This window comes from Pseudarthrobacter sp. HLT1-3, from assembly GCF_059383535.1.
On the sequence record NZ_JBWZCJ010000009.1, the window covers coordinates 1 to 26,226 of the forward strand.

The 26,226-nt window shown below is 67.2% G+C and carries 27 protein-coding genes and 1 tRNA gene; 14 read left to right on the forward strand and 14 right to left on the reverse strand.

Features of this window, described 5'->3' with window-relative positions:
* Positions 1 to 98: 98 nt before the first annotated feature.
* The 8 genes from asd to AC50X9_RS09560 all read right to left on the reverse strand — a co-directional run bounded on the left by asd (position 99) and on the right by AC50X9_RS09560 (position 8,501).
* Positions 99 to 1,241 carry an aspartate-semialdehyde dehydrogenase gene (gene asd, locus AC50X9_RS09525; protein ID WP_494892856.1) on the reverse strand — a complete coding sequence of 381 codons (1,143 nt, stop codon included), beginning with the start codon at positions 1,239 to 1,241 and terminating at the stop codon, positions 99 to 101.
* A 182-nt stretch (positions 1,242 to 1,423) separates the two neighbouring features.
* Entirely contained in the window at positions 1,424 to 1,642 is a 219-nt protein-coding gene (locus AC50X9_RS09530; protein WP_494892858.1) for an NF038396 family protein, read from the reverse strand.
* Positions 1,643 to 1,645: 3 nt separating this feature from the next.
* The gene (locus AC50X9_RS09535) at positions 1,646 to 2,233 is read right to left on the reverse strand and encodes a dihydrofolate reductase (protein WP_494892862.1); all 588 of its coding nucleotides are present in this window, start codon (positions 2,231 to 2,233) and stop codon (positions 1,646 to 1,648) included.
* Positions 2,230 to 3,033: a thymidylate synthase gene (locus AC50X9_RS09540; RefSeq protein ID WP_494892867.1), complete on the reverse strand. Its 804-nt coding sequence runs from the start codon at positions 3,031 to 3,033 to the stop codon at positions 2,230 to 2,232. The genes AC50X9_RS09535 and AC50X9_RS09540 overlap by 4 nt, the downstream gene beginning before the upstream one ends.
* Before the next feature lie 84 nt (positions 3,034 to 3,117).
* Positions 3,118 to 4,095 (reverse strand): NUDIX hydrolase, encoded by a 978-nt coding sequence (locus tag AC50X9_RS09545; protein ID WP_494892869.1) that lies wholly within the window; start codon positions 4,093 to 4,095, stop codon positions 3,118 to 3,120.
* Positions 4,096 to 4,105: 10 nt separating this feature from the next.
* Complete coding sequence (locus AC50X9_RS09550) at positions 4,106 to 6,370, reverse strand: RNA degradosome polyphosphate kinase (protein WP_494892871.1); 2,265 nt, start codon at positions 6,368 to 6,370, stop codon at positions 4,106 to 4,108.
* 171 nt (positions 6,371 to 6,541) lie between these two features.
* Positions 6,542 to 7,561: a mycothiol synthase gene (gene mshD / locus AC50X9_RS09555; protein ID WP_494892873.1), complete on the reverse strand. Its 1,020-nt coding sequence runs from the start codon at positions 7,559 to 7,561 to the stop codon at positions 6,542 to 6,544.
* A 241-nt stretch (positions 7,562 to 7,802) separates the two neighbouring features.
* Entirely contained in the window at positions 7,803 to 8,501 is a 699-nt protein-coding gene (locus AC50X9_RS09560; RefSeq protein WP_494892875.1) for a winged helix-turn-helix transcriptional regulator, read from the reverse strand.
* A gap of 256 nt (positions 8,502 to 8,757) precedes the next feature.
* On the opposite strand from AC50X9_RS09560, the gene AC50X9_RS09565 reads away from it, so the two are divergent.
* From AC50X9_RS09565 to AC50X9_RS09595, 7 genes are all read left to right on the forward strand, one after another.
* Positions 8,758 to 9,492, forward strand: coding sequence for a permease (locus AC50X9_RS09565; protein ID WP_494892877.1), 735 nt, complete (start codon positions 8,758 to 8,760; stop codon positions 9,490 to 9,492).
* 170 nt (positions 9,493 to 9,662) lie between these two features.
* Complete coding sequence (locus AC50X9_RS09570; protein WP_494892879.1) at positions 9,663 to 10,277, forward strand: nitrobindin family protein; 615 nt, start codon at positions 9,663 to 9,665, stop codon at positions 10,275 to 10,277.
* 91 nt (positions 10,278 to 10,368) lie between these two features.
* Entirely contained in the window at positions 10,369 to 11,103 is a 735-nt protein-coding gene (locus AC50X9_RS09575) for a flavodoxin family protein (RefSeq protein ID WP_494892881.1), read from the forward strand.
* A gap of 22 nt (positions 11,104 to 11,125) precedes the next feature.
* On the forward strand, positions 11,126 to 12,208 hold the full coding sequence (ygfZ, locus tag AC50X9_RS09580) for a CAF17-like 4Fe-4S cluster assembly/insertion protein YgfZ (RefSeq protein ID WP_494892883.1): 1,083 nt from the start codon (positions 11,126 to 11,128) through the stop codon (positions 12,206 to 12,208).
* Complete coding sequence (locus tag AC50X9_RS09585) at positions 12,205 to 12,603, forward strand: ankyrin repeat domain-containing protein (protein WP_494892885.1); 399 nt, start codon at positions 12,205 to 12,207, stop codon at positions 12,601 to 12,603. The genes ygfZ and AC50X9_RS09585 overlap by 4 nt, the downstream gene beginning before the upstream one ends.
* 141 nt (positions 12,604 to 12,744) lie before the next feature.
* Entirely contained in the window at positions 12,745 to 13,308 is a 564-nt protein-coding gene (locus AC50X9_RS09590; RefSeq protein ID WP_494892887.1) for a PadR family transcriptional regulator, read from the forward strand.
* Positions 13,309 to 13,382: 74 nt separating this feature from the next.
* Positions 13,383 to 14,909 carry a DHA2 family efflux MFS transporter permease subunit gene (locus tag AC50X9_RS09595; RefSeq protein ID WP_494892889.1) on the forward strand — a complete coding sequence of 509 codons (1,527 nt, stop codon included), beginning with the start codon at positions 13,383 to 13,385 and terminating at the stop codon, positions 14,907 to 14,909.
* A gap of 23 nt (positions 14,910 to 14,932) precedes the next feature.
* On the opposite strand, the gene AC50X9_RS09600 is transcribed toward AC50X9_RS09595, so the two are convergent.
* The 5 genes from AC50X9_RS09600 to AC50X9_RS09620 form a co-directional block, all read right to left on the reverse strand.
* Positions 14,933 to 15,643, reverse strand: a complete 711-nt coding sequence (locus AC50X9_RS09600) for a GNAT family N-acetyltransferase (protein ID WP_494892891.1) — start codon at positions 15,641 to 15,643, stop codon at positions 14,933 to 14,935.
* A gap of 70 nt (positions 15,644 to 15,713) precedes the next feature.
* Positions 15,714 to 16,739 (reverse strand): 6-phosphofructokinase, encoded by a 1,026-nt coding sequence (locus AC50X9_RS09605; protein WP_494892893.1) that lies wholly within the window; start codon positions 16,737 to 16,739, stop codon positions 15,714 to 15,716.
* A 148-nt stretch (positions 16,740 to 16,887) separates the two neighbouring features.
* Entirely contained in the window at positions 16,888 to 17,142 is a 255-nt protein-coding gene (locus AC50X9_RS09610; protein WP_494892895.1) for a PspC domain-containing protein, read from the reverse strand.
* A gap of 3 nt (positions 17,143 to 17,145) precedes the next feature.
* Entirely contained in the window at positions 17,146 to 17,454 is a 309-nt protein-coding gene (locus AC50X9_RS09615) for a hypothetical protein (RefSeq protein ID WP_494892897.1), read from the reverse strand.
* A gap of 1 nt (position 17,455) precedes the next feature.
* Positions 17,456 to 19,201, reverse strand: coding sequence for a PspC domain-containing protein (locus AC50X9_RS09620; RefSeq protein ID WP_494892899.1), 1,746 nt, complete (start codon positions 19,199 to 19,201; stop codon positions 17,456 to 17,458).
* Between the two features lie 124 nt (positions 19,202 to 19,325).
* Here AC50X9_RS09620 and AC50X9_RS09625 point away from each other — a divergent pair, with 124 nt between their 5' ends.
* On the forward strand, positions 19,326 to 20,870 hold the full coding sequence (locus tag AC50X9_RS09625; protein WP_494892901.1) for an ATP-binding protein: 1,545 nt from the start codon (positions 19,326 to 19,328) through the stop codon (positions 20,868 to 20,870).
* Positions 20,867 to 21,532 carry a LuxR C-terminal-related transcriptional regulator gene (locus tag AC50X9_RS09630; RefSeq protein WP_494892903.1) on the forward strand — a complete coding sequence of 222 codons (666 nt, stop codon included), beginning with the start codon at positions 20,867 to 20,869 and terminating at the stop codon, positions 21,530 to 21,532. The genes AC50X9_RS09625 and AC50X9_RS09630 overlap by 4 nt, the downstream gene beginning before the upstream one ends.
* A gap of 286 nt (positions 21,533 to 21,818) precedes the next feature.
* Here the strand turns inward: AC50X9_RS09630 and AC50X9_RS09635 are convergent, their stop codons facing one another.
* The gene (locus tag AC50X9_RS09635) at positions 21,819 to 23,036 is read right to left on the reverse strand and encodes a pyridoxal phosphate-dependent aminotransferase (protein ID WP_494892905.1); all 1,218 of its coding nucleotides are present in this window, start codon (positions 23,034 to 23,036) and stop codon (positions 21,819 to 21,821) included.
* 311 nt (positions 23,037 to 23,347) lie between these two features.
* Between AC50X9_RS09635 and AC50X9_RS09640 the strand changes: the two genes are divergently transcribed.
* From AC50X9_RS09640 to rplA, 5 genes are all read left to right on the forward strand, one after another.
* A tRNA-Trp gene (locus AC50X9_RS09640) sits at positions 23,348 to 23,420 on the forward strand.
* A 78-nt stretch (positions 23,421 to 23,498) separates the two neighbouring features.
* On the forward strand, positions 23,499 to 23,783 hold the full coding sequence (gene secE, locus AC50X9_RS09645) for a preprotein translocase subunit SecE (RefSeq protein ID WP_494892907.1): 285 nt from the start codon (positions 23,499 to 23,501) through the stop codon (positions 23,781 to 23,783).
* A 116-nt stretch (positions 23,784 to 23,899) separates the two neighbouring features.
* Positions 23,900 to 24,784 (forward strand): transcription termination/antitermination protein NusG, encoded by an 885-nt coding sequence (nusG, locus tag AC50X9_RS09650; protein ID WP_494892909.1) that lies wholly within the window; start codon positions 23,900 to 23,902, stop codon positions 24,782 to 24,784.
* Positions 24,785 to 24,914: 130 nt separating this feature from the next.
* The gene (gene rplK / locus AC50X9_RS09655) at positions 24,915 to 25,346 is read left to right on the forward strand and encodes a 50S ribosomal protein L11 (protein WP_024365990.1); all 432 of its coding nucleotides are present in this window, start codon (positions 24,915 to 24,917) and stop codon (positions 25,344 to 25,346) included.
* Between the two features lie 140 nt (positions 25,347 to 25,486).
* Positions 25,487 to 26,194, forward strand: a complete 708-nt coding sequence (rplA, locus tag AC50X9_RS09660; protein ID WP_494892911.1) for a 50S ribosomal protein L1 — start codon at positions 25,487 to 25,489, stop codon at positions 26,192 to 26,194.
* Positions 26,195 to 26,226 lie beyond the last annotated feature (32 nt).

Below are 26,226 nucleotides of genomic sequence, written 5' to 3' on the forward strand. Positions count from 1 at the left end.
CCATCCTGGAAATCGGAAGTCATCCACCGATTCTTCCAGCCCCCACGCCAAGGACCCGGAATATCACCCGGCGTTTTAACGACTACTGACCCACGCTCCTAGAGGTTGCCGGTGGCGATTTTGAGCATGCGGCGCAGCGGTTCGGCCGCACCCCACAGCAGCTGGTCGCCGACGGTGAACGCGCTGATGTACTCCGGGCCCATCTCCAGCTTGCGGATCCGGCCCACCGGGATGTCCAGGGTGCCGGACGCCGCCACGGGGGTGAGCTCGGCCATCGACGCGTCCCTGGTGTTGGGCACCACCTTGGCCCACTCGTTGTCCGAGGCCAGGAGCTTCTCGATCTCGGCGACGGACAGGTCCTCGCGGAGCTTGAGCGTGAGCGCCTGGGAGTGCGAACGCATGGCGCCGATCCGGACGCAGAGCCCGTCCATGATGATGTGCTCAGCGCCGGAGGTGCCGAGGATCTTGTTGGTCTCCACCCCGGCCTTCCACTCCTCCTTGGACTGGCCGTTGCCGAGGTCCGCGTCGATCCACGGGATCAGCGATCCGGCCAGCGGGACGCCGAACTGGGTGGCGTCGATGCCGTTGCGCTGGTGGGCCAGGACCTTGCGGTCGATCTCCAGGATGGCCGACGCCGGGTCGTCCAGTTCCGTGCTGACCTGGGAGTTGAGCGTGCCGAACTGGCTCAGCAGTTCGCGCATGTGCCGGGCGCCGCCGCCGGAGGCCGCCTGGTAGGTCATCGAGGTGCCCCATTCGACGAGGCCGTTCTTAAAGAGTCCGCCCAGGCCCATGAGCATGCACGAGACGGTGCAGTTGCCGCCAATGAAGTCCTTCACGCCGCCGGAGAGCCCGGCATCGATGACATCGCGGTTGATCGGGTCCAGCACGATGATCGAGTCGTCGTTCATCCGCAGGGTGGACGCGGCATCGATCCAGAGACCGTCCCAGCCGCGGCTGCGCAGCTCGCCATGGACCTGTTTGGTGTAGTCGCCGCCCTGGGCGGTGACGATAATGGGCAGCTTCGCCAGGGCGTCGACGTCGAACGCGTCCTCGAGCTTGCCCGCATCGCCGCCGGCAGGACCAGCGAACGCGGGCGCCGCACCCCCCGCGTTCGAGGTGGAGAAAAATACCGGGTTGATGTTGGCGAAGTCGCCCTCATCCTGCATGCGCTGCATCAGGACGGAGCCGACCATGCCACGCCAACCGACCAGTCCAACGGACGGAGTAGCTGCTGTAGTCATGGGCCCAGTTTAGACTTTGTTGGCTGAGGGGCGCAGCCGGTTACGTCACGGCTCACCTCAACTGCTCAATTCACCTGCCGCGGAGTGGGATCCGGGATGCCCCGCTCCCGGCGGAGGAACCGCGGCAACCGGCGACGGGTGATGTCCCCATCCGGGCTTCAGCCGAAGGCCCGGCAGGGACGTTATTCGCCGCGGGGTTCTGTGAGCAGCGCGTGCTTCCGCCTCCGCAGGGCAAAGAACGCCCCGAAAGCGAAGGCCTGGGTGATGACCACGAGCACGATGGCGCCGACGATCTTGTTGCCGCCCAGGATCATGGTCAGCCCCACGATCGCAGAGAGCAGCGCCAGCAGCGGCAGCAGCATGTAGCCAAGGACAAAGAGGGTTTCGGGTTTCTTCAGCATTCCTTAGTGCTCCGTCCGGCGCCACACGGTGATGCGGTAGCGGGTGCCGTTGTCGGCGGTCTCCCAGCCGTCGGCCGGCAGGCTCGCGCCCATGGTCCAGTCGTAGCCCAGGTCCGGGGCGAACGTGTCGCCCTCAGTGGTGGTGTCGATCGTGGTGATCACGGCGACGTTGGCAAGGTCCATGGACTGGGCAAAGATGTCGCCGCCGCCGATGATCCAGACCATGTCGTTGCCAGGGGCGAACTGGGACTCCAGGAGCGCGTCGTCCAGGGACTGGACCGGGAGGGCGCCCTCGGCCGCCGGCGTGCAGCCCCACTCTTCCTGGCGGGTGATGACGATGTTCGTCCTGCCGGGCAGGGGGCGGTACTTGTCCGGAAAGGAATCCCAGGTCTTGCGGCCCATGATCACGGGGTGGCCGGTCGTGAGCCGGCTGAAGTGCGACATGTCCTCGGGAAGGCGCCACGGCATGCCGCCGTCCTTGCCGATGACGCCGGTGCTGGTTTGGGCCCAGACGACGCCGAGCCCGGTAAGGGCGTCCAGGGTGCCGGTGAAGTCGGCGGGGCGTGCGCCCGGGGTGGTGTCGTTGCTCATACGGCTATCGGGGCCTTAATTGTCGGGTGGTGCTTGTATCCGACCACTTCGAAGTCATCGAGGGTGTAGTCGAAGATGGAGTCCGGCTTGCTGGTGATCTTGAGCTGCGGGTAGTCGTAGGGGTCCCGGGCGAGCTGCTTGAGGACCTGGTCCATGTGGTTGTCGTAGATGTGGACGTCACCGCCGGTCCAGACGAATTCGCCGGGTTCCAGGCCGATCTGCTGGGCGATCATGCAGGTCAGCAGGGCGTAGGAGGCGATGTTGAACGGCACGCCCAGGAAGGTGTCCGCGGAGCGCTGGTACAGCTGGCAGGAGAGCTTGCCGTCGGCCACGTAGAACTGGAAGAACGCGTGGCACGGCGGGAGGGCCATGTCCTTGAGTTCGGCGACGTTCCAGGCCGAGATGATGTGCCGGCGGGAATCGGGGTTGGTCTTGAGGTTCTCGATGAGTTCGGCGATCTGGTCGATGTGGCCGCCGTCGGGGGTCGGCCAGGAACGCCACTGGACGCCGTAGACCGGGCCGAGTTCGCCGTCGGCGTCGGCCCATTCGTTCCAGATGGTGACACCCTGGTCCTGCATCCACTTCACGTTCGAGTCGCCGCGGAGGAACCAGAGCAGCTCCACGGCGACGGACTTGAAGTGCACGCGTTTCGTGGTGATCAGCGGGAAGCTTTTGCTCAGGTCGAAACGCAGCTGGCGGCCGAACACACTGAGGGTCCCGGTCCCGGTCCGGTCCGATTTGTGCGTGCCGTGCGCCAGGACATCGCGCAGCAGGTCTTCATAGGGCGTTGGAATGCTCACCGTCCCAGTCTACTTAACGGGGGCCCTCACTGATTAACGGGGGCCCCGGCTGAGCGCCGGCCGGAGGTGACTGCCCTCGGCGGCTCAGTCGTCGAACGGCCTGAAGCGCTCCACCGCGACCACTTTGTCCTTGCTGTGGTGCGCCACATGGCACACCACGATCTCACCGGGGGCCAGGAACGGGTCGGAAACCGGCAGCTGGGCGCGCAGCCGGGCACCCATGTGTTTTCCGAGCTGGGCGAACACCGTGGGCAGGGCAGGGCGGTGCGTGCACAGCACCACGGCCCGCTGCTTGTCGAACAGGCCCTCGACGGCGGCTGCCGTCTTGTGCGGATGGCGGCCGTGCCGGTGCTCGGTGAGGGCTTCAGTCAGCTTCACCTTCGCATCGGACGCTTTGGCGTAGGGGGCGATGGTGGAGACACACCTGAGCCACGGACTCGAGAGGATGCGCATTGGTTTCCAGGCCTGCAGCAGCCGTCCCACTGCCTGCGCCTGCCGCATCCCGGTAATAGCCAGCGGCCGGTCCCCTTCGGCTTTGGACCAGGAGGAGCGCGGCTTGGCCTTGGCGTGGCGCACGATCACGAGCGGCCATGTCTTCAGTTCGCCGCGGGCATGTGCCGCCGCCAGATGCTCCAGCGGGGCCACGTCGCTCGGGTTGCTCAGCAGCCGGGCCGCCTTTTCCGGCGGGCACCACATCACGCTGTCCACTTCCTTGCCGTCCGGCAGGAGCGCGGCCCCGTTGACGTCCACGGCCCAGTAGTGGACCACCTTCAGCCCGGCGGGGACATGGTAGTGGATGGCGGGCAGCGGGATGCCCAGCGGCGCCTTCAGCCCGATTTCCTCTTCAACTTCGCGGGCTGCGCACTCGGGCACCGTCTCGCCGGGATCGATCTTGCCCTTGGGCCAGGACCAGTCGTCATAACGCGGCCGGTGGATCAGCAGGACCTCGAGCTTGTCCTTCTCGCCCGGGGCGATGCGCCAGGGGACGGCGCCCGCAGCCACCACCGCGATCGCGTCGCCGGGATGGTCCGTCTGGTCGGCAACCGGTGAATCGCTATTCAATGCCAGAGCCCTAGCGCAGCCCGGACGAGCGCTGCCGGGAGCGGGAATTCAGCAGCCAGGACTGGATGTCCTCGAGTTCGCGCCCGTCTTCGGCGAGGTGGTGGCGGGTCCACTCCGCCTGGTTGTCCAGATGCCAGCTCGCGGTGCCCGGATCCATGTACCGGCGCAGCAGATCCATGACGTAGGTGGTGTCGTCCCCGCTGGTGAGCTGGACAAGCGCTTCCACGCGGCGGTCCAGGTTGCGGTGCATCATGTCCGCCGAACCGATGTAGACCACCGGGTCCCCGGCATTGGCGAAGGCGAAGACGCGGGAGTGTTCCAGGAACCGGCCCAGCACGGAGCGGACCGTGATGTTCTCGCTGAGGCCCGGCACGCCCGGCCGCAGCGAGCAGATGCCGCGGACGATGATGTCGACGGGAACGCCGGCCTGCGACGCCCGGTACAGGGAGTCGATGATGGCTTCGTCCACCATCGAGTTGACCTTGATCTGGACCCGGGCGGTGAGGCCAGCCCGGGCGTTCCGGATCTCGGTTTCGATCCGGTCGATCAGGCCTGAACGCACCGACCGCGGGGCGACCAGGAGCCGTTTGAAGGTCGACTTCGGGGCGTAGCCGGAGAGCTGGTTGAACAGCTTGGAGAGGTCCTCGCCCACCTGCTCATTGGCCGTGAGCAGGCCCAGGTCCTCGTAGTACCGGGCCGTGCGGGGGTGGTAGTTGCCGGTGCCGATGTGGCAGTAGCGGCGGAGTCCGTCCACTTCCTGGCGCACCACCAGGGAGAGTTTGCAGTGCGTCTTGAGGCCCACGATGCCGTAGACCACGTGGACGCCGGCCTGTTCCAGCTTCCGGGCCCAGGAGATGTTGGCCTGCTCATCGAACCGGGCCTTGATCTCCACCAGGGCCAGGACCTGCTTGCCGGCTTCGGCGGCGTCGATCAGGGCGTCGACGATCGGGGAGTCGCCCGAGGTGCGGTACAGGGTCTGCTTGATGGCCTGGACCTTCGGGTCCGAGGCCGCCTGCTCCAGGAACGCCTGCACCGAGGTGGAGAAGGAGTCGTAGGGGTGGTGCAGCAGGATGTCGCGCCGCCGCATGGCCGCGAAGACGTTCGCCGCCTTGGAGGTTTCGGATTCGTTGAGGTGCCGGGAGGTGTGCGGGACATGCTTGGGGTAGTGCAGGTCCGCCCGGTCGATGCCGGCAATGACAGAGAGGCCCCGGAGGTCCAGCGGTGCGGGGACCGAGTAGACCTCGGATTCCTCCACCCCGAGCTCGCGGATCAGCAGCGCCCGGATGTTCGGGTTGATGTCGTTGGTGACTTCAAGCCGGACCGGCGGGCCGAAGCGGCGGCGCAGGAGTTCCTTTTCGAGCGCCTGCAGCAGGTTCTCGGCGTCGTCCTCCTCGACCTCCAGGTCCTCGTTGCGGGTGACCCGGAAGGTGTGGTGTTCCAGCACCTCCATTCCGGCAAAGAGCTGGTCCAGGTGGACCGCGATGACTTCCTCGAGGGCGATGAAGCGGGCAACCCGGCCCGGCACGGAACCGGCGCGGGGGCCGTCGACCGAGATCAGCCGGGGGAGCTGGTCCGGGACCTTGAGCCGGGCGAAGAGTTCCTTGTCGCTGACCGGGTTGCGGACGACGACGGCGAGGTTCAGCGAGAGCCCCGAGATGTACGGGAAGGGGTGGGCCGGATCCACGGCGAGCGGGGTCAGGATCGGGAAGACCTTCTCCGCGAACATGGCGCTGAGCTGGTCCTGGGCCTGGGAATCCAGGTCATCCCAGTGCATGAGGTGGATGTGCTCGTAGGCCAGCGCCGGACGGATCTGCTCGGCGTAGACGCGGGCGTGGCGCTGCTGCAGCCGGTGGGCCTCATCGCCGATCTGCTCCAGGACCTGCACCGGGCTGAGTCCGGCGGGGGAGGGGACGGCCAGGCCTGTGGCGATCCGGCGCTTGAGCCCGGCGACCCGGACCATAAAGAACTCGTCCAGGTTGGACGCGAAGATGGAGAGGAAGCTGACGCGTTCCAGCAGGTGGAGGTCCGGGTCCTCGGCGAGCTCCAGCACGCGGGCGTTGAACGAGAGCCAGCTCAGTTCGCGGTCCAGGAAGCGGTCCGGGCTGAAATCGCCCGCCGGTTCGACGCTGGGAGCGAATTCAGGAATGTCGATCCGGTCCTGGGTGGCCCGTGAGGCGGGCACTTCCGAGGAGCCGAACTGGGCACGCGCAATGGGAGGTTTGGCGTCCGGTGTTGCGGCCCCGGACGTGGCGGTCCGGGCAGAATCCCGTTGCATGGTCTCTCCTAATACTGGCGCGATTTTGCTTCAACCTTACAAGCAATTACCCGGCGGTCAGCTTTCGGGGAGTCCGGATTTCCCCCGGGCAGACGCCGGGCAGACGCAGGCTGGGCGCAGGGCGTCCGCCGGGAGGACGCAGGCTGCGTGCCCGGATGTCCGATCGGTGGCTCAGCGGCCGTCCAGCGGGGCGTACATGACGTCGACATCCCAGCGGGTGAAGCCCAGCCGCCGGTACAGCGCCACGGCCGGAATGTTGTCCGCATCGACGTAGAGCATGACGGCGTGCAGGCCCTGGTGCTGCAGGTGCCGGATGCCGGCGACCGTCAGCGCCTTGCCCAGCCCGGTGCCCTGCGCGTCGGGTGTCACGCCCACGACGTACACCTCGCCGATCGCGGGGTGGTCTCCGTGCCGGGGGTGCACCTTGGTCCAGTGGAAGCCGAGGATCCGGTCCGAGGCATCGACGGCCAGCAGGAAACCGGCCGGATCGAACCACGGCTCGGCCATCCTGGCGTCCAGGTCGGCGCGCGTCATGTGGCCCTGCTCGGCGTGGTCGGCGAAGGCGGCCCGGTTCGCTGCGAGCCAGGGGTCCTCGTCCCGGCCCGGGACGAAGGCGCGCAGGGTCACTCCGGCGGGCACGGGGACGTCGGGCAGCTCCGCCGCCGCGCTGGTGAGCCGCATCTTCCACAACTCGCGGACGGGTCCGTAGCCGTAGCGCGCGGCGAGGTCCGCCGCGGCCTCGTGGTTGCCGTGCGACCAGGCCTTGAGGCCGGCGAAGCCGCGCGTGGCCCGGAGCTCACCGACCAGCCGGCCCGCCACGCCCTGGTTGCGGTAGCTGGGGTGGACCGCGATTTCCAGCACTCCCGTCCCGTCCGGTTCCCCGATGACGACGGCGACCCCGGCCAGGTCCTGCGCCGTTGCCGGGTCGGATTTCTCATCGGGGCTGTACAGGGCGAGTGTCAGCACTGACTTGGTGTCTGCCGGCTCTCCGGAGCCCGCAGCCTCTGCCGAACCGGCTGCCCCGCCGGTGCCAGCGGCACGCAGCGTCACGAGCGTCTGCTCGGACAGCGGCGGATTGCCATCGGATTCCTCGGCGGCGGCCGCGAGGGCCCGGATGTCCTTGAGGAGCTGCGCATCCGCAGCTCCGTGGGCGGCGAGGACGGGCCAGTTTTCGGGGTGCGCGGAACTCATGGTGCAAGGCTATACGGTGCCGGCACGGCCGGGCCGATTTTGTGGTTTCCGGAAGTGTTACGTATAGTCGATAACTCGTCCGGCTGTTCGGTCCAGAGCTTGTTCCTGGATCCGGTAGGCCGGACGCGAGGGGGATCCACCACTGGGGTGGCCTCGATACGTTCGACCCGTATGTCCTCCACTGAAGCAGCTCGCATTGAAGCAGCAAAAAGCCCCGGACCGACGTCCGGGGCTTTTTTGCTTATGCTTCGGTGAGTTCTTCCTCGGGATGCCGGACCAGTGTCAGGCGGTAGCCCACGTTGCGGACGGTGCTGATCAGGTTCTCGTGATCGGCGCCAAGCTTGGCACGCAGCCGCCGGACGTGGACGTCCACCGTGCGGGTGCCGCCGTAATAGTCGTAGCCCCAGACCTCGGTCAGCAGCTGCTGGCGGGTAAAGACCCGGCCGGGGTGCTGCGCCAGGTACTTGAGCAGTTCAAATTCCTTGAAAGTCAGGTTCAGCGGTGCGCCGTTGACCCGGGCGGTGTAACTGGCCTCGTCGATGACGACGCCGGCGGCCCGGATCTCGGTCGGGGCATCGTCCTGTTCGGTTACCGATCGGGCGACGCCCAACCGGATGCGGGCCTCGACCTCGGCGGGCCCGGCGGAGTCCAGCAGAATGTCATCGACGGCCCACGCCGAGGAGACGGCGGCCATGCCACCCTCGGTCAGGATGAGCATCAGGGGGGCGCTCAGGCCGGTGGCCTTGAGCAGTTGGGTCAGGGAACGCGCGCCCACGAGGTCCTTGCGGGCGTCCAGCAGGACGATGTCGCAGGGGTCGGTCTCCAGCAGCGCTGTCGGCTCGGCCGGGAGAATATGCACCCGGTGGTTCAGCAGTTCCAGCGCAGGCAGGACGTCCACCGATGAGCCGGCGCTGTTCGTCAGTAACAGGATGTGCGACATGTTTCCTCCAAGGGGTGTCCGCGCATCGTTGGGCGTCTGTAGCTGAGTCTGAGTATACCCAACGGTCCCTTCCCGGACATGATGCGGCCACCTTCGGCCGTTTCCTGTGCGACACAAAACGGTCACATAGGGCAGGATTGATCCGTCGGGGCCCGCAGCCCCCTGACGTAGATCAGGTCGAATTGGGGTCCGCAGTGAGCGAAGGTACGACGATGACCGGAAGACGGATGACGAAACCACAGATGTCGGGTGAACAGTGAAGTCCTGGGCCATCGGCATCATCGGACTGGCCGGCCTCGCCGCTATTGTCGGCGCGTCCTACGCCTCGCCGGAGGCACTCCTGGCTGTTGGCGTGCTGACCGCCGCCGGCATCGGGATCGGCTGGCCGCATTTCCTGGGCATCCCGGCCCGGAAAACCCTCGGCGTCCTGATCGGCCTGCCCGGCGTTGGCGCCGCCATTGCCGCCACCTACCTGCCGGCCCCGGGGTTCCTGGACTGGACGCCGTCGTTTATGGCCGCGGGCCTGATGGCGATCTTCGTGATGCAGCTGATCCGCGGAACGGGACAGGCGCAGCGCCTGGAGTCCACGCTCGGGTCCAGCGCCGGCGTCTTGTTGTCCTGCCTGGGCGCCGGGTGGATCGCCTGCGCCCGCTTCAACGGGGTGCGGGAGATGCTCCTGGTCGCGGCGATCAGCGCTGCGATCGCCCTGCTCGCCGGCCTGATCCGCTGGCCGGACCGCGTGGTGGCTCCGCTGGGCGTCCTCGGGGCCGGGCTGGCTGGACCCCTCGCCGGCCTCGTGTTTTCCGACATTGCCGTACTCCCCGCCGCGATTGTCGGGGTGGTCGTGGGTGCCGTCCTGGTAAGTTTCCGCCGGTTGGTGATCCTCCGGGGTGAATCGCTAAGCTTGGCGGCAGCCCTCGGAATAGGGCTGGGCCCGGTCGCCGCGGTCGGTTCGCTGGCCTACTTCATAGACAAACTACTCATCTACTAACCCGCTAGGATGGCATCATGTCCGTACTTGCATTTGAAATCTTCTTCCTTGTCCTGCTCGGCGTTGCCAGCCTGGCCATGGCGTGGTTCGCCGGCTTTGTGGTCTACCGCCTTTACAAGGGCCAGAAGTAACAGCCCCACTAGCCGTCTTCGTTTCCAAAGGTAGCTGCCGTGCCGATTGAAATACCGACAGACCTGACCCCCGAAATTGTTCCGCTGTCCTGGCTCATTGGTGAGTGGGAGGGCCGGGGCCGGCTCGGGGCCGGGGAAGAGGATTCGGAGCACTTCCTGCAGCGCGTGTCGTTCACGCACAACGGCCTGCCCTACCTGCAGTACCGCGCCGAGAGCTGGCTGACCGACGACGAGGGCACGAAGTTGCGTCCGTTGACCGTCGAAACCGGGTTCTGGGCCCTGGAGCGCAAACAGCGTGAAGAGGATGGCGGCCCGGGACTGATCCCGGCCGACATCGTTCCCGTGCTCAAGAGCGCCGACGAGGTCGAGGCGCTGCGTAACAAAGACGGCGGCTTCGACATCTCTGTTTCGATCGCTCACCCCGGCGGGATTTCCGAGCTGTACTACGGCCAGATCAAAGGCCCGCAGATCCAGCTCAGCACCGACATGGTGATGCGTGGCAGCCACTCCAAGGAGTACACCGCAGCCACCCGGATTTTTGGACTCGTGGACGGCAACCTGCTCTGGCGCTGGGACGTTGCCACCGGCAAAGGTCCCGAGGGGGGCAGCGGCCTGGAGGCCCACGCGTCGGCCATCCTTTCCAAGGTCAGCTGAAGCAGCGGCGCCCCCGCGCCGTCGAACCGCAGCCTGGTCTTGGGGTCTCACTGAATTTCCGTTGTCCGCAGCGACCGCAGGGAGCACTACAGTGAATGCCACAGCCGCCATACCCACCGTTCCAGCCGACTTCAGCGACCTCAAGGCCGTGTACTTCAACGGCACGCTCAAGAAGTCCCCGGAGGTGTCCAACACGCAGGGCCTGATTGAGGTCAGCCGCCGGATCATGGAGAAACACGGTGTCAGCACGCGCGTCATCCGGACGGTGGACCACGACATCGCCCCGGGCGTCTACCCGGACATGCGCGAGCACGGCTGGAAGACCGACGACTGGCCGGAGCTCTATCCGGCCGTGCGGGAGGCCGACATCGTCGTCGTGGCCGGGCCGATCTGGCTGGGCGACAACTCCTCACAGACCAAGAAGCTGATCGAACGCCTCTATGCGCACTCCGGCGAACTCAACGACAAGGGTCAGTGGGCGTTCTACCCCAAGGTGGGCGGCTGCCTGATCACCGGCAATGAGGACGGGATCAAGCATTGCGCCATGAACGTCCTCTACAGCCTCCAGCACATCGGCTTCACGGTCCCGCCGCAGGCCGACGCCGGCTGGATCGGCGCCGTCGGGCCGGGCCCGAGCTACCTCGATGAAGGCTCCGGCGGTCCGGAAAGCGACTTCACGAACCGCAACACCACCTTTATGACCTGGAACCTGCTGCACCTGGCCCGGACGCTGAAGGACGCCGGCGGCATTCCCGCCTACGGAAACCTGCCCGACGCCTGGAAAGCCGGCACCCGGTTTGACTTCGAAAATCCGGAATACCGCTAACCCCGAAGGACTTCTACTACATATGACTACTAAGAGCCCCCTGCTGGCGCGCCCGGGCGCCGTCGACGCCGGCGGCGCTGACGCCGGCGTCGCCTCCCACTACGGCGAACCGCTGCGCGAACAGCGTGCGCTGGCCGCCGGCACCGCCGTCGTGGACCTGTCCCACCGCGGCGTCGTGACCGTCGCCGGCCCGGACCGGCTGAGCTGGCTCAACACCCTGTCCTCGCAGCAGCTGACGAACCTGGCGCCGGGACAGTCCAGCGAACTGCTGCTGCTGAGTGTGCAGGGCCGGATCGAATTCGACGCGCGGGTGGTCGACGACGGCGGGACGACCTGGCTGATCGTGGAAGCCGCTGAGGCCGGGCCGCTGGCCGACTGGCTCAACAAGATGAAGTTCATGCTGCGGGTCGAAATCGCCGATGTGTCGGCGGACTGGTCCGTGCTGGGAACCACGCGCCGGGTCCCGGAATGGTCCGGCCGTCTGGTCTGGGAAGACCCCTGGCCACACGTCGGCGCCGGCGGCTACTCCTATGCGGTGGTGGGCGAGGACGCCCACCCCGGCCTGGAGCGGCCCTGGTTTGAGTACCTCGTCCCCGCCGCTGAGCTGGAAGCCACGGTGGGTGACCGGCCGCTCGCCGGGATCTGGGCCGCCGAAGCGCTGCGCATCGCGGCCTGGCGGCCCCGCTGGGGCGCCGAAACCGACGACAAGACCATCCCGCACGAACTGGACCTGCTCCGCACCGCCGTGCACCTGAACAAGGGCTGCTACAAGGGCCAGGAAACCGTGGCGCGCGTCCACAACCTGGGCCACCCGCCGCGCCGGCTGGTGTTCCTGCAGCTCGACGGCTCGCAGCACACGATGCCTGCCGTCGGCAGCGAAGTCCGGTCCGGAGACCGCAAAGTCGGGACCGTGACCTCCGTGGCGCAGCACTACGAAATGGGGCCGGTGGCGCTGGCCGTGGTCAAGCGCTCGGTCCCGGCCGGGGAAACCCTGACCGTCCTCGACGGCGACGAGCCCTACACCGCCGCGCAGGAAGTTATCGTCGCCCCCGACGCCGGCCAGGTCGTGGGACGCCAGACCGGCTTCCTGCGGGGCACGCGATGAGCGGCGAGACGCCGGAGGTGCCGGACGAGGAGACCCTGGCGCTGGCCCACGCCCTGTTCGATGCGGCCCGCGAAGGCAACGACGCTCTGCTCGGCCGCTATCTGTCCGCCGGTGCCCCGGCAACCATGACGACCGCGGCCGGAGATTCCCTGCTGATGCTGGCCGCATACCACGGCCACCCCGACACGGTCCGGCTGATCCTGGCCCACGGCGGAGAGGCCAACACCGCCAACGACCGCGGGCAGACGCCGCTCGCCGGAGCCGTCTTCAAGGGCTACACGGAGGTCGTGCAGGTGCTGGTTGACGCGGGCGCGGATCCCGACGCCGGCACCCCTTCAGCCCGGGCCGCCGCGGAGATGTTCGAACGGAAAGACATTCTCGCCCTGCTGGGCTGAGCCCGGCCCGGCAGCGAAGGGTGCGGGCCGGCAGCCCGGCACCGGTCTTGCGCGCTAATACTCCATGTGGAATAGTTCCAGTGGAATAACCGCCGCGGGGCTTGGCCCGCGCTGCCAAAAACCATGGGAAGACAACGCACCATGGCCCGGAACGCACCCCTGACGCCGCTGGGTGTCGCCGCGCTGTCCCTGCTGGTCGAGGCGCCCATGCACCCCTACGAGATGCACCAGCTCCTGATCGCCCGGCATGAGGACCGGCTCGTGAAAGTCCGGCCGGGAACGCTTTACCACGCGGTCGGTCGGCTGGCCGAGCAGGGACTTGTCGCCGCCACCGGCACCGACCGGGAGGGCAACCGTCCCGAACGCACCACCTATGAGATCACCGGGGCCGGGCGGGAAGCCCTCACCCAAAGGCTCCAGGACATGCTGGCCAGCCCCGTCAACGAGTATCCGTGGTTCCCGCTGGCCGTCTCGGAGGCGTACAACCTGCCGGCCGGCGTCGTGATTGAACTGCTGGCCCGCCGCCTCGTCGGCCTGGAGCAGCAGGTGGGTGCCCTGGTCTCGGCACAGGAGCAGGCCCGGACGAAGGACATCGAGCGCAAGTACTGGATCGATATGGAGTACCAGCAGGCGATGCTGCACGCCGAGATCAGCTGGATCCGGAACTTTCAGGACCAGCTCGGCAGCGGCCAGCTTGCCTGGTAGCCCATCCGGGGCTTGCGCCCCGACGAACACTCTTAGGAATACGCCAGCCATCCTCCCAACCCGCAAGGAATCTTATGGAAAACGTCACCAGGCCGTGGCCGGCACTCTGGTCCCTCGTGATCGGGTTCTTTATGATCCTGGTCGACACGACCATTGTGTCGGTGGCCAACCCCCGCATCATGGAAGGCCTCGACGCCGACATCAACTCGGTGATCTGGGTGACCAGCGCCTATCTGCTCGCCTACGCCGTGCCGCTGCTGATCACCGGCCGGCTCGGTGACCGCTTCGGCCCGAAGCGGCTCTACCTGACCGGGCTGGTCGTCTTCACCCTGGCCTCGCTCTGGTGCGGGCTCTCCGGCGACGTCCAGATGCTGATCGTGGCCCGCGTGTTCCAGGGCTTCGGCGCCGCACTGATGACACCCCAGACCATGGCCGTCATCACCCGGATCTTCCCGCCGGACCGGCGCGGAGCCGCGATGGGAATCTGGGGCGCCACCGCCGGCGTCGCCACCCTGGTCGGCCCGATCCTCGGCGGCGTCCTGGTCGACGGCCTCGGCTGGGAGTGGATCTTCTTTATCAACCTCCCGGTCGGCCTCGTCGGGTTCTTCCTGGCGCTGCGCTACGTGCCGTCCCTGACCACCCACCCGCACAAGTTCGATATCCCCGGCGTGTTGCTCAGCGCCGTCGGGCTGTTCCTGCTGGTGTTCGGCATCCAGGAAGGCGAAACCTACAACTGGGGCACCATCGCCGGACCGATTTCGGTGTGGGGCCTCATCATCGCCGGGATCGCCGTGCTGGTGGTTTTTGTGCTGTGGCAAAAGGTGAACAAGGGTGAACCGCTGCTGCCGCTGTCCCTGTTCACGGACCGCAATTTTTCCCTGGCGAACATCGGCATCACCACTGTCGGCTTCGCTGTCACGTCTTTCACGCTGCCGCTGATCTTCTACTTCCAGATTGTCCGCGGACTGACCCCGACCCAGTCCGCGCTGATGATGGTGCCGATGGCGCTCATTTCCGGCGGGCTCGCGCCCGTGGTGGGCAAGATCATCGACCGGGTCAATCCGAAATTCATCGCCGCCGCCGGCCTGTTGCTGCTGTCCGTCGCGCTGTTCTGGAATGGATGGCTGATGCACCCGGACACTCCGATCCTGATGTTCCTGCTGCCGAGCGCCGTGCTCGGTTTCGCGAACGCCGGCATCTGGGCGCCGCTGAGCACCACCGCCACCCGCAACCTGCCCCCACGGCAGGCCGGTGCGGGCTCGGGCGTGTACAACACCACGCGCCAGATCGGGGCCGTGCTGGGCAGCGCCGCCATTGCGGTGCTGATCCAGGCCCGGCTCGCGGCGGAACTCCCGGCCGTCCCGGGAGGGACCCGTGAGGCGAGTCCGATGTCGTTCGGCGGCGCGCTTCCCGACGCCCTGAAGGAGGGATTCTCGACGGCGATGGGCCAGTCCATGCTGCTGCCCGCTGCCGTCATCCTGATCGGCGCGGCGGTGGCGCTGTTTTTTGCCAAGCCCCAGCCGATGCAGGGCTGGGGGACTCCCGGGACCGTGCCGGCGGCGTCAGCCGGTACCAAGGGCGCCGGGGCGCAGGCCCGCTGACGTGTGGCCGGTGTGCTGCCGGGTCAGCCCAGCAGCACACTGGTCTGGATGCCGCCGGCGGTGAAGCCCAGGCTCCGGGCGATGGCCAGCGAGCCCTGGTTGCTGACGTCGGAGCGCCACTGCAGCGTCAGCCCGGACGCGAGTGCCTCGTGCGCCGCAATCGAGGCCGCCAGCGAGCCCAGTCCGCGGCGGCGCCACTCCGGAGCAACCAGCACGCCCATGTGCGCGATGATGCCTTCCCATTCGGAGTAGGCGCCGCAGGCTACGGGGGTCCGCCGGCCGTCCTCCACGTGCATGATGGTGAAGCGGTGCTCGAGGTCCGAGAGACCCACTTCATTCACGTCATCCGGCGGGCAGGCGGCTTCCAGCTCGATTGCTTCCGGATTGCCGTGCGACACGGTGAGCTCCTCCGCGGGCTGCCGCAGCGGCAGTTCGTCGGCGAAGAACAGCGCGGCGGCGCCGAGGCCGTGGCCTCCATGGTCACGGGTGATGGTCAACAGGGTGACGTGCTGGGCGAGTTCGCCGTCGGACAGCCCGACGGCGGCGTCCAGCGCCCATTGCGGGCCCACCAGGGCGGAATTGCCGAACAGCCGGACGAACTGCACGGCCCGGGCCGACTCATCGGCACGCAGGATGCGTTCGCCGGCGGCGGCCGCGAAGGCGCCGTCGTCGAGCCCCAGGCGACGGGCCCACGCGAGCAGGATGATGTCGACCGAACCGGGCTCAAGTGTCATAACTCCACCCTACCCACCGGCGTGGGACCCTCAGTGCGGAGGACCCGGAGGACCCGGAGGACCAGCCGGATCAGCCGAAGAGGACCGCGGCCTCGTCGTAGCGGTGCTGCGGGACAGTCTTGAGGTTCCCGAGCGCGGCGTCGAAGCCGACGTGGACGATGTCTGTGCCATTGAGCGAGACCATGGTGCCCCAGCGTCCCTCGATGACGGAGTCAACGGCGGCCATGCCCAGACGGGTCGCCAATACTCGGTCGAACGCGGTGGGCACGCCGCCGCGCTGGATGTGTCCCAGCACTGTCGCCCGGGTTTCGATGCCGGTCCTGGCCTCCAGTTCCGGGGCCAGCATTTCGGAGATCCCGCCCAGCCGTGGGCGGCCGAAGGTGTCCAGTCCGCGTTCGGAGTGCGGCGTTTCCTGGCCCTCCGGCACGAACCCCTCAGCGACCACAACGAGGGGTGCACGGCCGCGGTCGCGGGCCGAGATAACCCACTCGGTGATCTGCTCCATCGAGGCCTTCTGCTCCGGGATCAGGATGGCGTGGGCGCCGGAGGCCATCCCCGCGTGCAGGGCGATCCAGCCGACGTGGCGGCCCATCACCTCGGCGATCATGCAGCGGTGGTGGGATTCTCCGGTGGTGCGCAGGCGATCGATTGCTTCGGTGGCGATCTCGACGGCGGTGTCGAAGCCGAAGGTGTAGTCGGTTGCGTCGAGGTCGTTGTCGACGGTCTTCGGGACCCCGACGATTTTCAGTCCGGCGTCGGTGAGCCGTTTGGCCGCCGCCAGGGTTCCTTCGCCGCCGATGGCGATCAGGGCGTCGATGCCCAGCCGGTCCATGTTGGCCTTGATGACCTCGGGCCCACCATTGTTTTCGAACGGGTTGGTGCGGGAGGTGCCCAGGATGGTTCCGCCCTGCTTGGCGATGCCGCGGACCATGGTGCGGGGGAGATCGATGGTGTCGCCCTCGACGACGCCGCGCCAGCCGTCCCGGAATCCCGCGAATTCGTGGCCATGGACGGCGATGCCCTTCAGGACGATGCCGCGGATGACGGCGTTCAGCCCGGGGCAGTCCCCGCCGCTGGTGAGGATTCCAATTTTCATGTCTTGGCTCAAATCCTGGCTTGAAGGGTTACAGGCAGAGCGCCACGCTGAGCTCATCTAGAGTCTAGTGGCGCCTGTGCGGGAGGACACAAACGGTTACAGCCGGAAGTGCCCCTGCCACAGGCAGGGGCACTTCCGGTTCTGGCAATTAGGGCTTGATCGAGCGGTTAGCCAGGACGGTCTCGAGGACGATGGCATTCCGCTGGTCCGGGAGCAGCAGCCAGGCCGCGAGATAGAACACGAAGGCGGGCCCGGGAAGCAGCGCGAAGAGCAGGAAAGCGATCCTCACGAACGCCACGTCCACGTTCAGCTTGGCGGCAATCCCGCCGCAGACACCGCCCAACCAGCGCTGCGGTCCACGTTTCAGGCCAAGGCCCCTGACGGTGCTGAAGAACTTATCCATGGTTCAAGACTTCCGTGTTGAGGGTTCTTTGTCACGTCCCCGGGCCGAGAGCAGCCCGCCGATCACCAGTGCTGCGCCGGCGCCAATCATCAGGCCGATCAGCACATAGGTGCCGTTGAGGACCACAATCCCGAGCTGGGAGACGATGAGGAGCGCGGCGAGGGCCACCACGATCAGCCCCCAGACGATCGTGCCCACACGTGCCGGGGAGTCGTCCTGCGGCTCGGGGATGGCGGACTGCGGGGGAGTAGCCGGGCTGCTGCCTTCCGCGTTTCGTTCTGTGCGGCCGGTCGGTGCGTCATAGCTGCTCATGTCAGTTCCCTTCCTTGATAGTGACGTTGCTGAAGGTGCCGTTGATTTCCACGATCAGCGTTTCCCCCGGTTTGTCGGTGTTGTAGTTGCTTTGCTGGTTGGTCATGCCACCGCGGTTCCGGCTGCCCTCATTGATGTTTCCCATGGTCATGTTGGCGCGGACCTCCACGGGAACGGTATCCGGGATAACCACCGTGAGGTTGCTTGCCGTGGCGTCGATGGGGACCACGAGCGCGGTGGGCAGCGGCGGGTTGAGCGGGAACCTGGTCAGGTCCACGATCCCGGAGCCGGCCGTGATATCGAACCCGTCACGGGCCTGCTCGATGCTCACCGGGGACCAGTCGGCGTTCTGCGGGCGGAAGTTGCTGTTGGGCAGCGCGCCGTAGATGCCGCCGGTGATCAGGGCGGCAACGGCGAAGAACCCGAGGATGCCGGAGGTGCGGCCCCTGAGGCCTGCGAACAGGATGCCGAGACCCACGACCGCCGCGGCGCTGGCCCAGACGACGGCGTTACTGGCGGTGCCGAGGTCTATCACGTTGGCGACGTCGAGGGCCTTGAGGCCGCCGCCGACCAGCAGGGCGAGGCCGGCCGTGACCGCGACCGCGGGGGCGCCGGGGCCGAAGTTCCTGGGCTTGGCCGGCGGAACCGATCCGCCGCCAGGGACTGGGTGGTAGCCGCCGCCGGCAGGAGGGATGGGACCTGCGGGCGGAGGTGTGCCCCAGGCCGGGCCGGGCACAGGTGACTCGCCGTAGCGGGGGACCGTGTCGGACGTGCCGTAGCCGGTGCTCGCGAAGCCCGCCGTCGATGTTGCCGGCGTCGCCGGGGAAGCCGTGGAGCTCGGGTTTGACGGGGTGGACGCCGCTGGCTGGGCCGGCGGGTAGCCGGACCCTGCCGGGCCGGCGGGCTGGGAGCTCGAGGACATGGGAGTGGCTCCGATCCGGGACTTGTTGCGCTGTGTCAGGTAGTAGATCAGGTAGATCACGCCCCCTACCCAGAGGACCGTCCAGATGAAGGGGCCGACGCCGTATCGGTCCCAACCCCAGACACCGGTGCCCAGGCTGGGGAAGCCGATGATCGTGGTGATCAGGGCCCCGGTCATCCCGGACGACCAGCGGCCGGCGGCGGCTTCCTGGACGTGAATGCGGCCGTCGGGCTCGGGCAGGAGGGCCCAGGCGATGCCATAGAGAAGGACCCCGATGCCGGCGAAGATGGTCAGGACGACCAGGATGCCGCGGACAATCAGCGGGTCGACGCCGAAGCGCTGGGCGATGCCGCTGGCGACGCCGCCGACCCAGCGCTCACGGCCACGCTGGATGCCCTGGCTGCGGATCCAGTCGAAGAAATTCTGCGGCTGGCCGGCTGCCGGCGGGGGCGTGTGGCCGTAGTAAGGCGGCGGAGTTGGGCCGGTGTGCGGCGCGCCGGAGTAGGGCGGCGGGGGCGGAAGCATTCCGGGGCCGGTGTTGGTGGCGGAGTCGGTGGTGCCGGCCGGAAAGTCCAGTGGGCGAGTGGCGGAGGTATCCGGAAAATTGAGTGGGAGCGTGGCGGAAGCATCCACTGGCGGGGTCGCGGCCGGGTGATCTGCCGCGGACGGCTCGGCGGACTGGTCAGCCGGCCGGTCAGCCGGCCGGTCAGCCGGCTGGGCTGCGGACGGTTCGGCGGACTGGTCAGCCGGCTGGGCTGCGGACTGCCCGGGAGTGCGGCCCGCGGGGTCGTGTCCTTCATCGGGGTCAGGAGTGTGCGGATTCATACTTCGATCCTCCCGTCCGCCGCGGTTCCGCTCTACTGGGGAACACCCTGAACTGTCCCTGAGTCGCCCCCGGTTAGGGTTGGAAACAGGTCCGGGGAACCCTGATCCGTGTTTGGATTGACTCATGACAACCGCTGTGTCCCGTCCGCCGCTGGTCCGCGGCAGCGACCGGGTGATCGCCGGCGTCTGCGCCGGCCTCGCCCGGCATCTGGGCTGGCCGGTGCGGCTGGTCCGGATCGGCATGGTGGTAGCCGCGCTCGCCGGCGGTGCCGGCGTCGCGTTCTATGCCTGGCTCTGGATCATGGTGCCAACTGCCGACGAAAGCGCCAAGCGCAATGCCCGCCAGCCGGCGTCGCCCATTGCTCCGGCGGTCAGCGCACCCTTTGTGGGCTCCCTGACCCCGTCCTATGACCCTGATGCGGCATTCTTTGCGGACCCTTACGCCGGACCTTACGCCGGGTCCCCGGCCCCGCCCCCGGGCCCGGCTGTTGCCTCTGCCACGGCCACGGCCGCGGCCACGGGCACGGAAACGGCTATACCTGGGCCGACCCCCGCTTCTCCCGGCACGGTTCCGGAGGACTGGCGGGGCAGGGTGCCCGGCATCCGCTACGGCAAGGAGATTCTGCTCGGCGCGGGACTCCTGTTGGCCGCCGGAATCCTGATAGCGCGCCTGCTTGGCGTGGATGTTCCGCTCGGAACACTCATCCCGGTCGCGGCCATCCTCGGCGGCGCGGCCATTGCCTGGATGCAACTGGACGAGACCCGCCGGGCCGGGATCGTGGACCGGACCAAAGCGGACCAGGCAGGCGGCTGGGCCCGGCTGGCGGCCGGGCTGGCGCTCGTCGTGGCCGGGGTCTTGGTTATGGTCTCCGGCTCCGGGTCCTGGGAACAGACCTGGCTGGCCCTGCTGTCCTCGGTGGCGGTGCTGGGCGGTGTGGCCCTGGTCCTGCTGCCCTGGGGACTGAAATTCATTCGGGACCTGGAGACGGAGCGGGCCGGCCGGGTCCGCGCCACCGAACGGGCCGAGATCGCGGCGCACCTGCACGACTCCGTGCTGCAGACCCTGGCACTGATCCAGCGGCGCGCCGGCAACGAGACCGACGTCGTTCGCCTCGCCCGAGCCCAGGAGCGAGAGCTGAGGGGCTGGCTGTACCGGGACCCGGGCAAGGAAGCCGGGCAACTGTCCGAGGGCATCCAGGCCGCGGCGGCTGAAGTCGAAGACTCCCTGGGCCACGCCGTCGAGGTGGTCAGCGTGGGCGACTGCGCCATGTCTGAACGCCACGAGGCCCTCGTCCAGGCGGCGCGCGAGGCGATGCTGAACGCGGCCCGGCACGGCGGCGGCCCCGTTTCGGTGTACCTGGAAGTCGCCGACGGATCCGCGGAGGTGTTCATCAAGGACCGCGGACCCGGCTTCGACCCCGATGCCGTGCCCGCGGACCGGCTCGGAGTCCGCGAATCGATCATCGGCCGGATGAACCGCCACGGCGGCACCGCCACCATCACCAGCAGCCCAGACGGCACCGAGGTGCGGCTCAGGCTTCCCCAGTCGGCGGCCGCAGCCAACGGCGCCAACTACAACGGCGCCACCTACAACGGCGGTAACAACAACGGCGCCAATGGCAGCGGCGCCACCAGCAACAGCGCTAACAACGGAGAGGTACGACTGTGAGCAACGCCGAAGCGGGGAGCCCCATCCGCGTCGTCATCGTGGATGACCACGCCATCTTCCGGTCCGGCCTGAAGGCCGACCTGGACCCGAACATCGTGGTCGCCGGGGAGGCCGGGACGGTGGAAGAGGCGGTGGCGGTGATCGCGGCCGTGCGTCCCGACGTCGTGCTCCTGGACGTCCATCTGCCCGGCGGGCTCGGCGGCGGCGGCCGCGAGGTGCTGGCCGGTTCGGCGCCGCTGCTGGGCAGCACCCGGTTCCTGGCCCTGAGCGTCTCAGACGCGGCCGAGGATGTCGTCTCGGTGATCCGGGCTGGAGCGCGCGGTTACGTGACCAAGACGATTTCGGGGGCGGAGATTTCCGACGCCGTCCGGCGGGTCGCGGGCGGCGACGCGGTCTTCTCGCCACGGCTGGCCGGGTTCGTGCTGGATGCCTTCGGGACCGCTCCGGCCGACATCGCCGACGACGAACTGGACCGGCTGTCCGCGCGCGAGCTCGAGGTGATGCGGCTGATCGCCCGCGGCTACAGCTACAAGGAAGTCGCGAAGGAATTGTTCATCTCGATCAAGACGGTGGAGACCCATGTCTCGGCCGTGCTACGCAAACTCCAGCTCTCCAGCAGGCACGAACTCACCCGCTGGGCCGCCGAACGCCGCCTCCTCTGACGCTCCCGCACATGTGGCGGCATAAAACCAGACGCTCCCGCACGTGTGGCGGTCTAAAACCAGACGCTCCCGCACGTGTGGCGGTCTAAAACCAGACGCTCCCGCACGTTGCGGGGGCCCGACCCAGAGGCCCCCGCACCATGAACCCACGGGACATGCTCATTCTTGAACACCGACAGTGGGCAGAATGGCATTCTGCCCACTGGTCCTGATTGCGGCGGGACATGTCCCGGGGTGCGCGGTGCGGGAGCGTCGGGTTTATTGCTGCAGGATCTGAGGGAGGGTCCTATTTGGCCTTGCCGAGGAAGTCCTGCAGCCGGGCGACGCCGGTGGCCAGGTCCTCGTCGCCGAGGGCGTAGGAGAGGCGCAGGTAGCCGGAGGGGCCGAACGCCTCGCCCGGAACCACCGCCACTTCGACCTCGTCCAGGATCAGGGCGGCCAGCTCAGCCGAGGTCGCCGGCCGGACGGGCCCGTTCGCGGACGGGAACTCCTTGCCGAGCAGGGCGCGGACGTCCGCGTAGACGTAGAAGGCGCCCTTCGGCGTCGGGCATTCAACCCCTTCGATGGCGTTCAGCCCGGCCACGATGGCTTTGCGGCGGCGGTCGAAGGCCAGCTTCATCTCGTCGACGGCGGTCAGCGGACCGGACACCGCGGCGAGGGCAGCCATCTGCGGGATGTTGGAGACGTTCGACGTGGCGTGCGACTGCAGGTTGGTGGCGGCCTTGATCACGTCGGCCGGGCCGATCATCCAGCCGACCCGCCAGCCGGTCATGGCGTAGGTTTTCGCAACACCGTTGAGGATGACAACCTTGTCGCCCAGTTCCGGGACGGCGGTCGCGATCGAGGTGAAGGGCACGCCGTCGTACGTCAGATGCTCGTAAATCTCGTCGGTGACAACCCACAGGCCCTTCGAGGCGGCCCACTGGCCGATCTCCCTGACCTGTTCCGGGGCGTACACCGCGCCGGTGGGGTTGGAGGGGGAGACGAAGAGCAGGACCTTGCTGCGGTCCGTCAGGGCGCCCTCGAGCTGGTCCACCGTGACCAGGTATTCCTGCTCGGGGCCGGCGAAGACCTCGACCGGCACGCCCCCTGCGAGCCGGATGGCCTCCGGGTAGGTGGTCCAGTACGGCGTGGGGACGATGACCTCGTCGCCGGGATCGAGCAGCGTGGCGAAGGTGTTGTACACGGCCTGCTTGCCGCCGTTGGTGACAAGAACCTGGGATGCCTCGGCCTTGTAGCCGGAATCGCGGAGCGTCTTGGCCGCGATGGCCTGCTTCAGCTCCGGCAGTCCGCCGGCAGGGGAGTAGCGGTGGAACTTGGGCTGGACGGCGGCTTCGATGGCTGCCTGAACGATGTAATCGGGGGTCGGGAAGTCCGGCTCGCCGGCGCCGAAGCCGATGACCGGGCGGCCGGCCGCCTTCAACGCCTTCGCCTTGGCATCAACAGCCAACGTGGCGGATTCGGCTATGGCGGAAATTCGCTGTGAAATGCGGGCGGCGGGCATCGCGGGTCCATTCTTCGCTTGCAGCTTCGGCGGCTGCTTGTGGGCTTCGACGGAAACTACTCTATGCTGTTCACCGGATCGACCGGGGTGCCGCCGCGGAATGTGACTGTTGCGGCGTCAGAAGGTTTCGCGGCCGGGTTTTGGCCGCTGGCTCTCGCGGCTGGTTTTCGCGACACGACGGCGGTCCGGCCGGGCCGGTTCGACGTAGGCGCAGTTGTTGCGTAGACTGGTTCTCCGGTGTTGAAAACACGATGATGGTCTGCGCCTCAGGGAAATCTGGGGAACCGGGCCCGAGTAGGTTTTCGATCCATAGGGTAGTGGCGCAATTGGTAGCGCAGCGGTCTCCAAAACCGCAGGTTGCAGGTTCGAGTCCTGTCTGCCCTGCGCAAGCTGTTCCGGTTTCCCCGGAACAAGCGCAGCAACCATGGTTCAGTTCAGAGCCGGGTATCCGACTTTGCGAGGATGAGTGAGGACCAGGTGACCGAAACAGCTGCAAGCAGCTCCAGTGGCCGCCCCGCCAAGAACGCCCCCAAGGCAGGCCTCTTCGCTCGACTTGCACTCTTCGTCCGCCAGGTCATCGGCGAACTGAAGAAAGTCGTTGCACCGACCCGCAAGGAACTGATCAACTACACGCTCGTGGTGCTGGTGTTCGTGGTCATCATGATGCTCCTCGTCACCCTGCTGGATCTGGCCTTCGGGACCGGAGTGGGCTGGGTATTTGGCGGCGCGGGCTCCGCGGACAGCTAGATCCGACCGGTCCGCAGACTGCGTGGATTACCACCGGGACACCGGAGGTTCTGCGGGGTGTGCGGAACTGAGTCATTTAAATAGGCATGTTAGGCAATGAGGAAGCAGGAGACCAAGTGTCTGAGCAGGAGCTCGAGGTAACTGAGACTGAGCTGGATAAGAGCCAGGACGCCGCGGTGGAAGCCGGGGAAGAGTCCGAGGCTGTGTCTGCTGCGCCCGAATCCGACGTCGCCGACGAAGCCGCTGACACGGCGGAAGCCGGGGAGGCCACCGCTGACGATTCCGCCGAGGCGGACACCGACGAAACCGCAGAGGCTGGCGAAGAGGCCGAGGCCGGCGACGAAGAAGCAGCCGACGGCGAGTCCGGCGACGCGCTGGCAGCTGCCGCTGCCGCCGCCGAGGTTGATCCGGCCGATGAGTTCAAAGCCAAGCTGCGCCGCCAGGAGGGTGACTGGTACGTCATCCACTCCTACGCCGGCTACGAAAACCGCGTCAAGGCCAACCTCGAAACCCGCATCCAGACCCTGGACATGGAAGATTACATCTTCGAAATCCAGGTCCCGATGGAGGAAGTCGTTGAGATCAAGAACGCTCAGCGCAAGGTCATCAACCGCGTCCGCATCCCCGGTTACGTCCTGGTCCGCATGGACCTGACGGATGCCTCCTGGGGCGCGGTCCGCCACACCCCCGGCGTCACCGGCTTCGTGGGCAACGCCCACAACCCGGTCCCGCTGCGCCTCGATGAGGTCTTCTCCATGCTCGCCCCGGTCTTCGAAGAAGAGCAGGCCGAGAAGGGCAAGCCGATCAAGCACGCTGCCGCGCAGATCGACGTCGACTTCGAGGTCGGCGAGTCGGTCATCGTCAAGGAAGGTCCCTTCGAGACGCTTCCGGCCACGATTTCCGAAATCAAGGTGGATTCCCAGACCCTCGTGGTGCTGGTCTCCATCTTCGAGCGCGAAACCCCGGTCACGCTGTCATTCAACCAGGTCAGCAAAATCTAGTTTTCCCCACAGAATTCGCCCCGGACTGCCCGCTTTAGCAGTCAGGGGCGGCCGGCCGCCTCGCCATGGCGGCCACCAACCTGAGGCACGCTCCTGTGTCCCAGGACGTAATTGAGAGAAGGACCCTACATTGGCTCCCAAGAAGAAGGTCACCGGCCTCATCAAGCTGCAGATCCAGGCAGGTGCCGCTAACCCGGCCCCGCCGATCGGTCCTGCGCTTGGCCAGCACGGTGTCAACATCATGGAATTCTGCAAGGCGTACAACGCTGCGACGGAAGCCCAGCGCGGCAACGTTATTCCTGTTGAAATCACGGTCTACGAGGACCGGTCATTCACGTTCATCACCAAGACCCCGCCGGCTGCAGAGCTCATCAAAAAGGCTGCAGGCGTTGCCAAGGGTTCCCCGACCCCGCACACCGTCAAGGTTGCAAAGCTGACCCAGGCCCAGGTCAACGAGATCGCCACCACCAAGATGGAAGACCTCAACGCCACCAGCCTGGAAGGCGCCGCGAAGATCATCGCCGGCACCGCCCGTTCCATGGGTATCACCGTCGAAGGCTAATAGCCTTCACCGCCGGGCAACCGGCACCACCTAAACATTGAAATGTCGGAAATCCGGTACGGACCAACCGTTCGGAATCCCGACTGTGGCAGGGCCCAGCGCGGTCCGCAGACCACAACTGCACAAGGAGAATAAGCAGCATGGCAAAGCGCAGCAAAGCATATGAGGCAGCCGCAGCCAAGATCGACGCGGAGAAGTTCTACGCGCCGTTCGAGGCAGTGACGCTGGCCAAGGACACCAACCCGTCCAAGTTCGACGCCACCGTTGAGGTCGCTTTCCGCCTGGGTGTAGACCCGCGTAAGGCTGACCAGATGGTCCGCGGCACCGTTATCCTGCCGCACGGCACCGGTAAGGTCTCCCGCGTCCTCGTTTTCGCAACGGGCGACAAGGCTGAGGCGGCAATCGCTGCCGGCGCCGACTTCGTTGGTTCCGATGACCTGATCGAAAAGATCGCAGCCGGCTGGACCGACTTCGACGCCGCCGTCGCCACCCCTGACCTCATGGGCAAGGTTGGCCGTCTCGGCAAGGTTCTGGGTCCGCGTAACCTGATGCCGAACCCGAAGACCGGCACCGTGACTGCTGACGTCGCCAAGGCCGTCAACGACATCAAGGGCGGCAAGATCGACTTCCGCGTCGACAAGCACTCGAACCTGCACTTCATCATCGGCAAGGTGTCCTTCGACGCCCTGAAGCTGGCCGAGAACTACGCCGCCGCACTGGAAGAGGTCCTGCGCCTCAAGCCGTCCGCTTCCAAGGGACGCTACATCCAGAAGGCCACCGTCGCCACCACCTTTGGCCCGGGCGTCCCGGTTGACCCGAACGTCACCAAGGTCCTGACGGAGGTCTAATCCTCAGCAGTCAGACAGCAAGGAAAGACCGT

Excerpts from the sequence above, each read along its gene's own strand:
- AC50X9_RS09530 (WP_494892858.1), bottom strand. The coding sequence starts at position 1,642 with ATGCTGAAGAAACCCGAAACCCTCTTTGTCCTTGGCTACATGCTGCTG.
- AC50X9_RS09620 (WP_494892899.1), bottom strand. The coding sequence starts at position 19,201 with ATGAATCCGCACACTCCTGACCCCGATGAAGGACACGACCCCGCGGGC.
- mshD (WP_494892873.1), bottom strand. The coding sequence starts at position 7,561 with ATGAGTTCCGCGCACCCCGAAAACTGGCCCGTCCTCGCCGCCCACGGA.
- AC50X9_RS09635 (WP_494892905.1), bottom strand. The coding sequence starts at position 23,036 with ATGCCCGCCGCCCGCATTTCACAGCGAATTTCCGCCATAGCCGAATCC.
- AC50X9_RS09535 (WP_494892862.1), bottom strand. The coding sequence starts at position 2,233 with ATGAGCAACGACACCACCCCGGGCGCACGCCCCGCCGACTTCACCGGC.
- AC50X9_RS09595 (WP_494892889.1), top strand. The coding sequence starts at position 13,383 with ATGGAAAACGTCACCAGGCCGTGGCCGGCACTCTGGTCCCTCGTGATC.
- AC50X9_RS09585 (WP_494892885.1), top strand. The coding sequence starts at position 12,205 with ATGAGCGGCGAGACGCCGGAGGTGCCGGACGAGGAGACCCTGGCGCTG.
- AC50X9_RS09625 (WP_494892901.1), top strand. The coding sequence starts at position 19,326 with ATGACAACCGCTGTGTCCCGTCCGCCGCTGGTCCGCGGCAGCGACCGG.
- AC50X9_RS09605 (WP_494892893.1), bottom strand. The coding sequence starts at position 16,739 with ATGAAAATTGGAATCCTCACCAGCGGCGGGGACTGCCCCGGGCTGAAC.
- AC50X9_RS09600 (WP_494892891.1), bottom strand. The coding sequence starts at position 15,643 with ATGACACTTGAGCCCGGTTCGGTCGACATCATCCTGCTCGCGTGGGCC.
- secE (WP_494892907.1), top strand. The coding sequence starts at position 23,499 with ATGAGTGAGGACCAGGTGACCGAAACAGCTGCAAGCAGCTCCAGTGGC.
- AC50X9_RS09560 (WP_494892875.1), bottom strand. The coding sequence starts at position 8,501 with ATGTCGCACATCCTGTTACTGACGAACAGCGCCGGCTCATCGGTGGAC.
- rplA (WP_494892911.1), top strand. The coding sequence starts at position 25,487 with ATGGCAAAGCGCAGCAAAGCATATGAGGCAGCCGCAGCCAAGATCGAC.
- asd (WP_494892856.1), bottom strand. The coding sequence starts at position 1,241 with ATGACTACAGCAGCTACTCCGTCCGTTGGACTGGTCGGTTGGCGTGGC.
- AC50X9_RS09550 (WP_494892871.1), bottom strand. The coding sequence starts at position 6,370 with ATGCAACGGGATTCTGCCCGGACCGCCACGTCCGGGGCCGCAACACCG.
- ygfZ (WP_494892883.1), top strand. The coding sequence starts at position 11,126 with ATGACTACTAAGAGCCCCCTGCTGGCGCGCCCGGGCGCCGTCGACGCC.
- AC50X9_RS09615 (WP_494892897.1), bottom strand. The coding sequence starts at position 17,454 with ATGAGCAGCTATGACGCACCGACCGGCCGCACAGAACGAAACGCGGAA.
- AC50X9_RS09610 (WP_494892895.1), bottom strand. The coding sequence starts at position 17,142 with ATGGATAAGTTCTTCAGCACCGTCAGGGGCCTTGGCCTGAAACGTGGA.
- AC50X9_RS09590 (WP_494892887.1), top strand. The coding sequence starts at position 12,745 with ATGGCCCGGAACGCACCCCTGACGCCGCTGGGTGTCGCCGCGCTGTCC.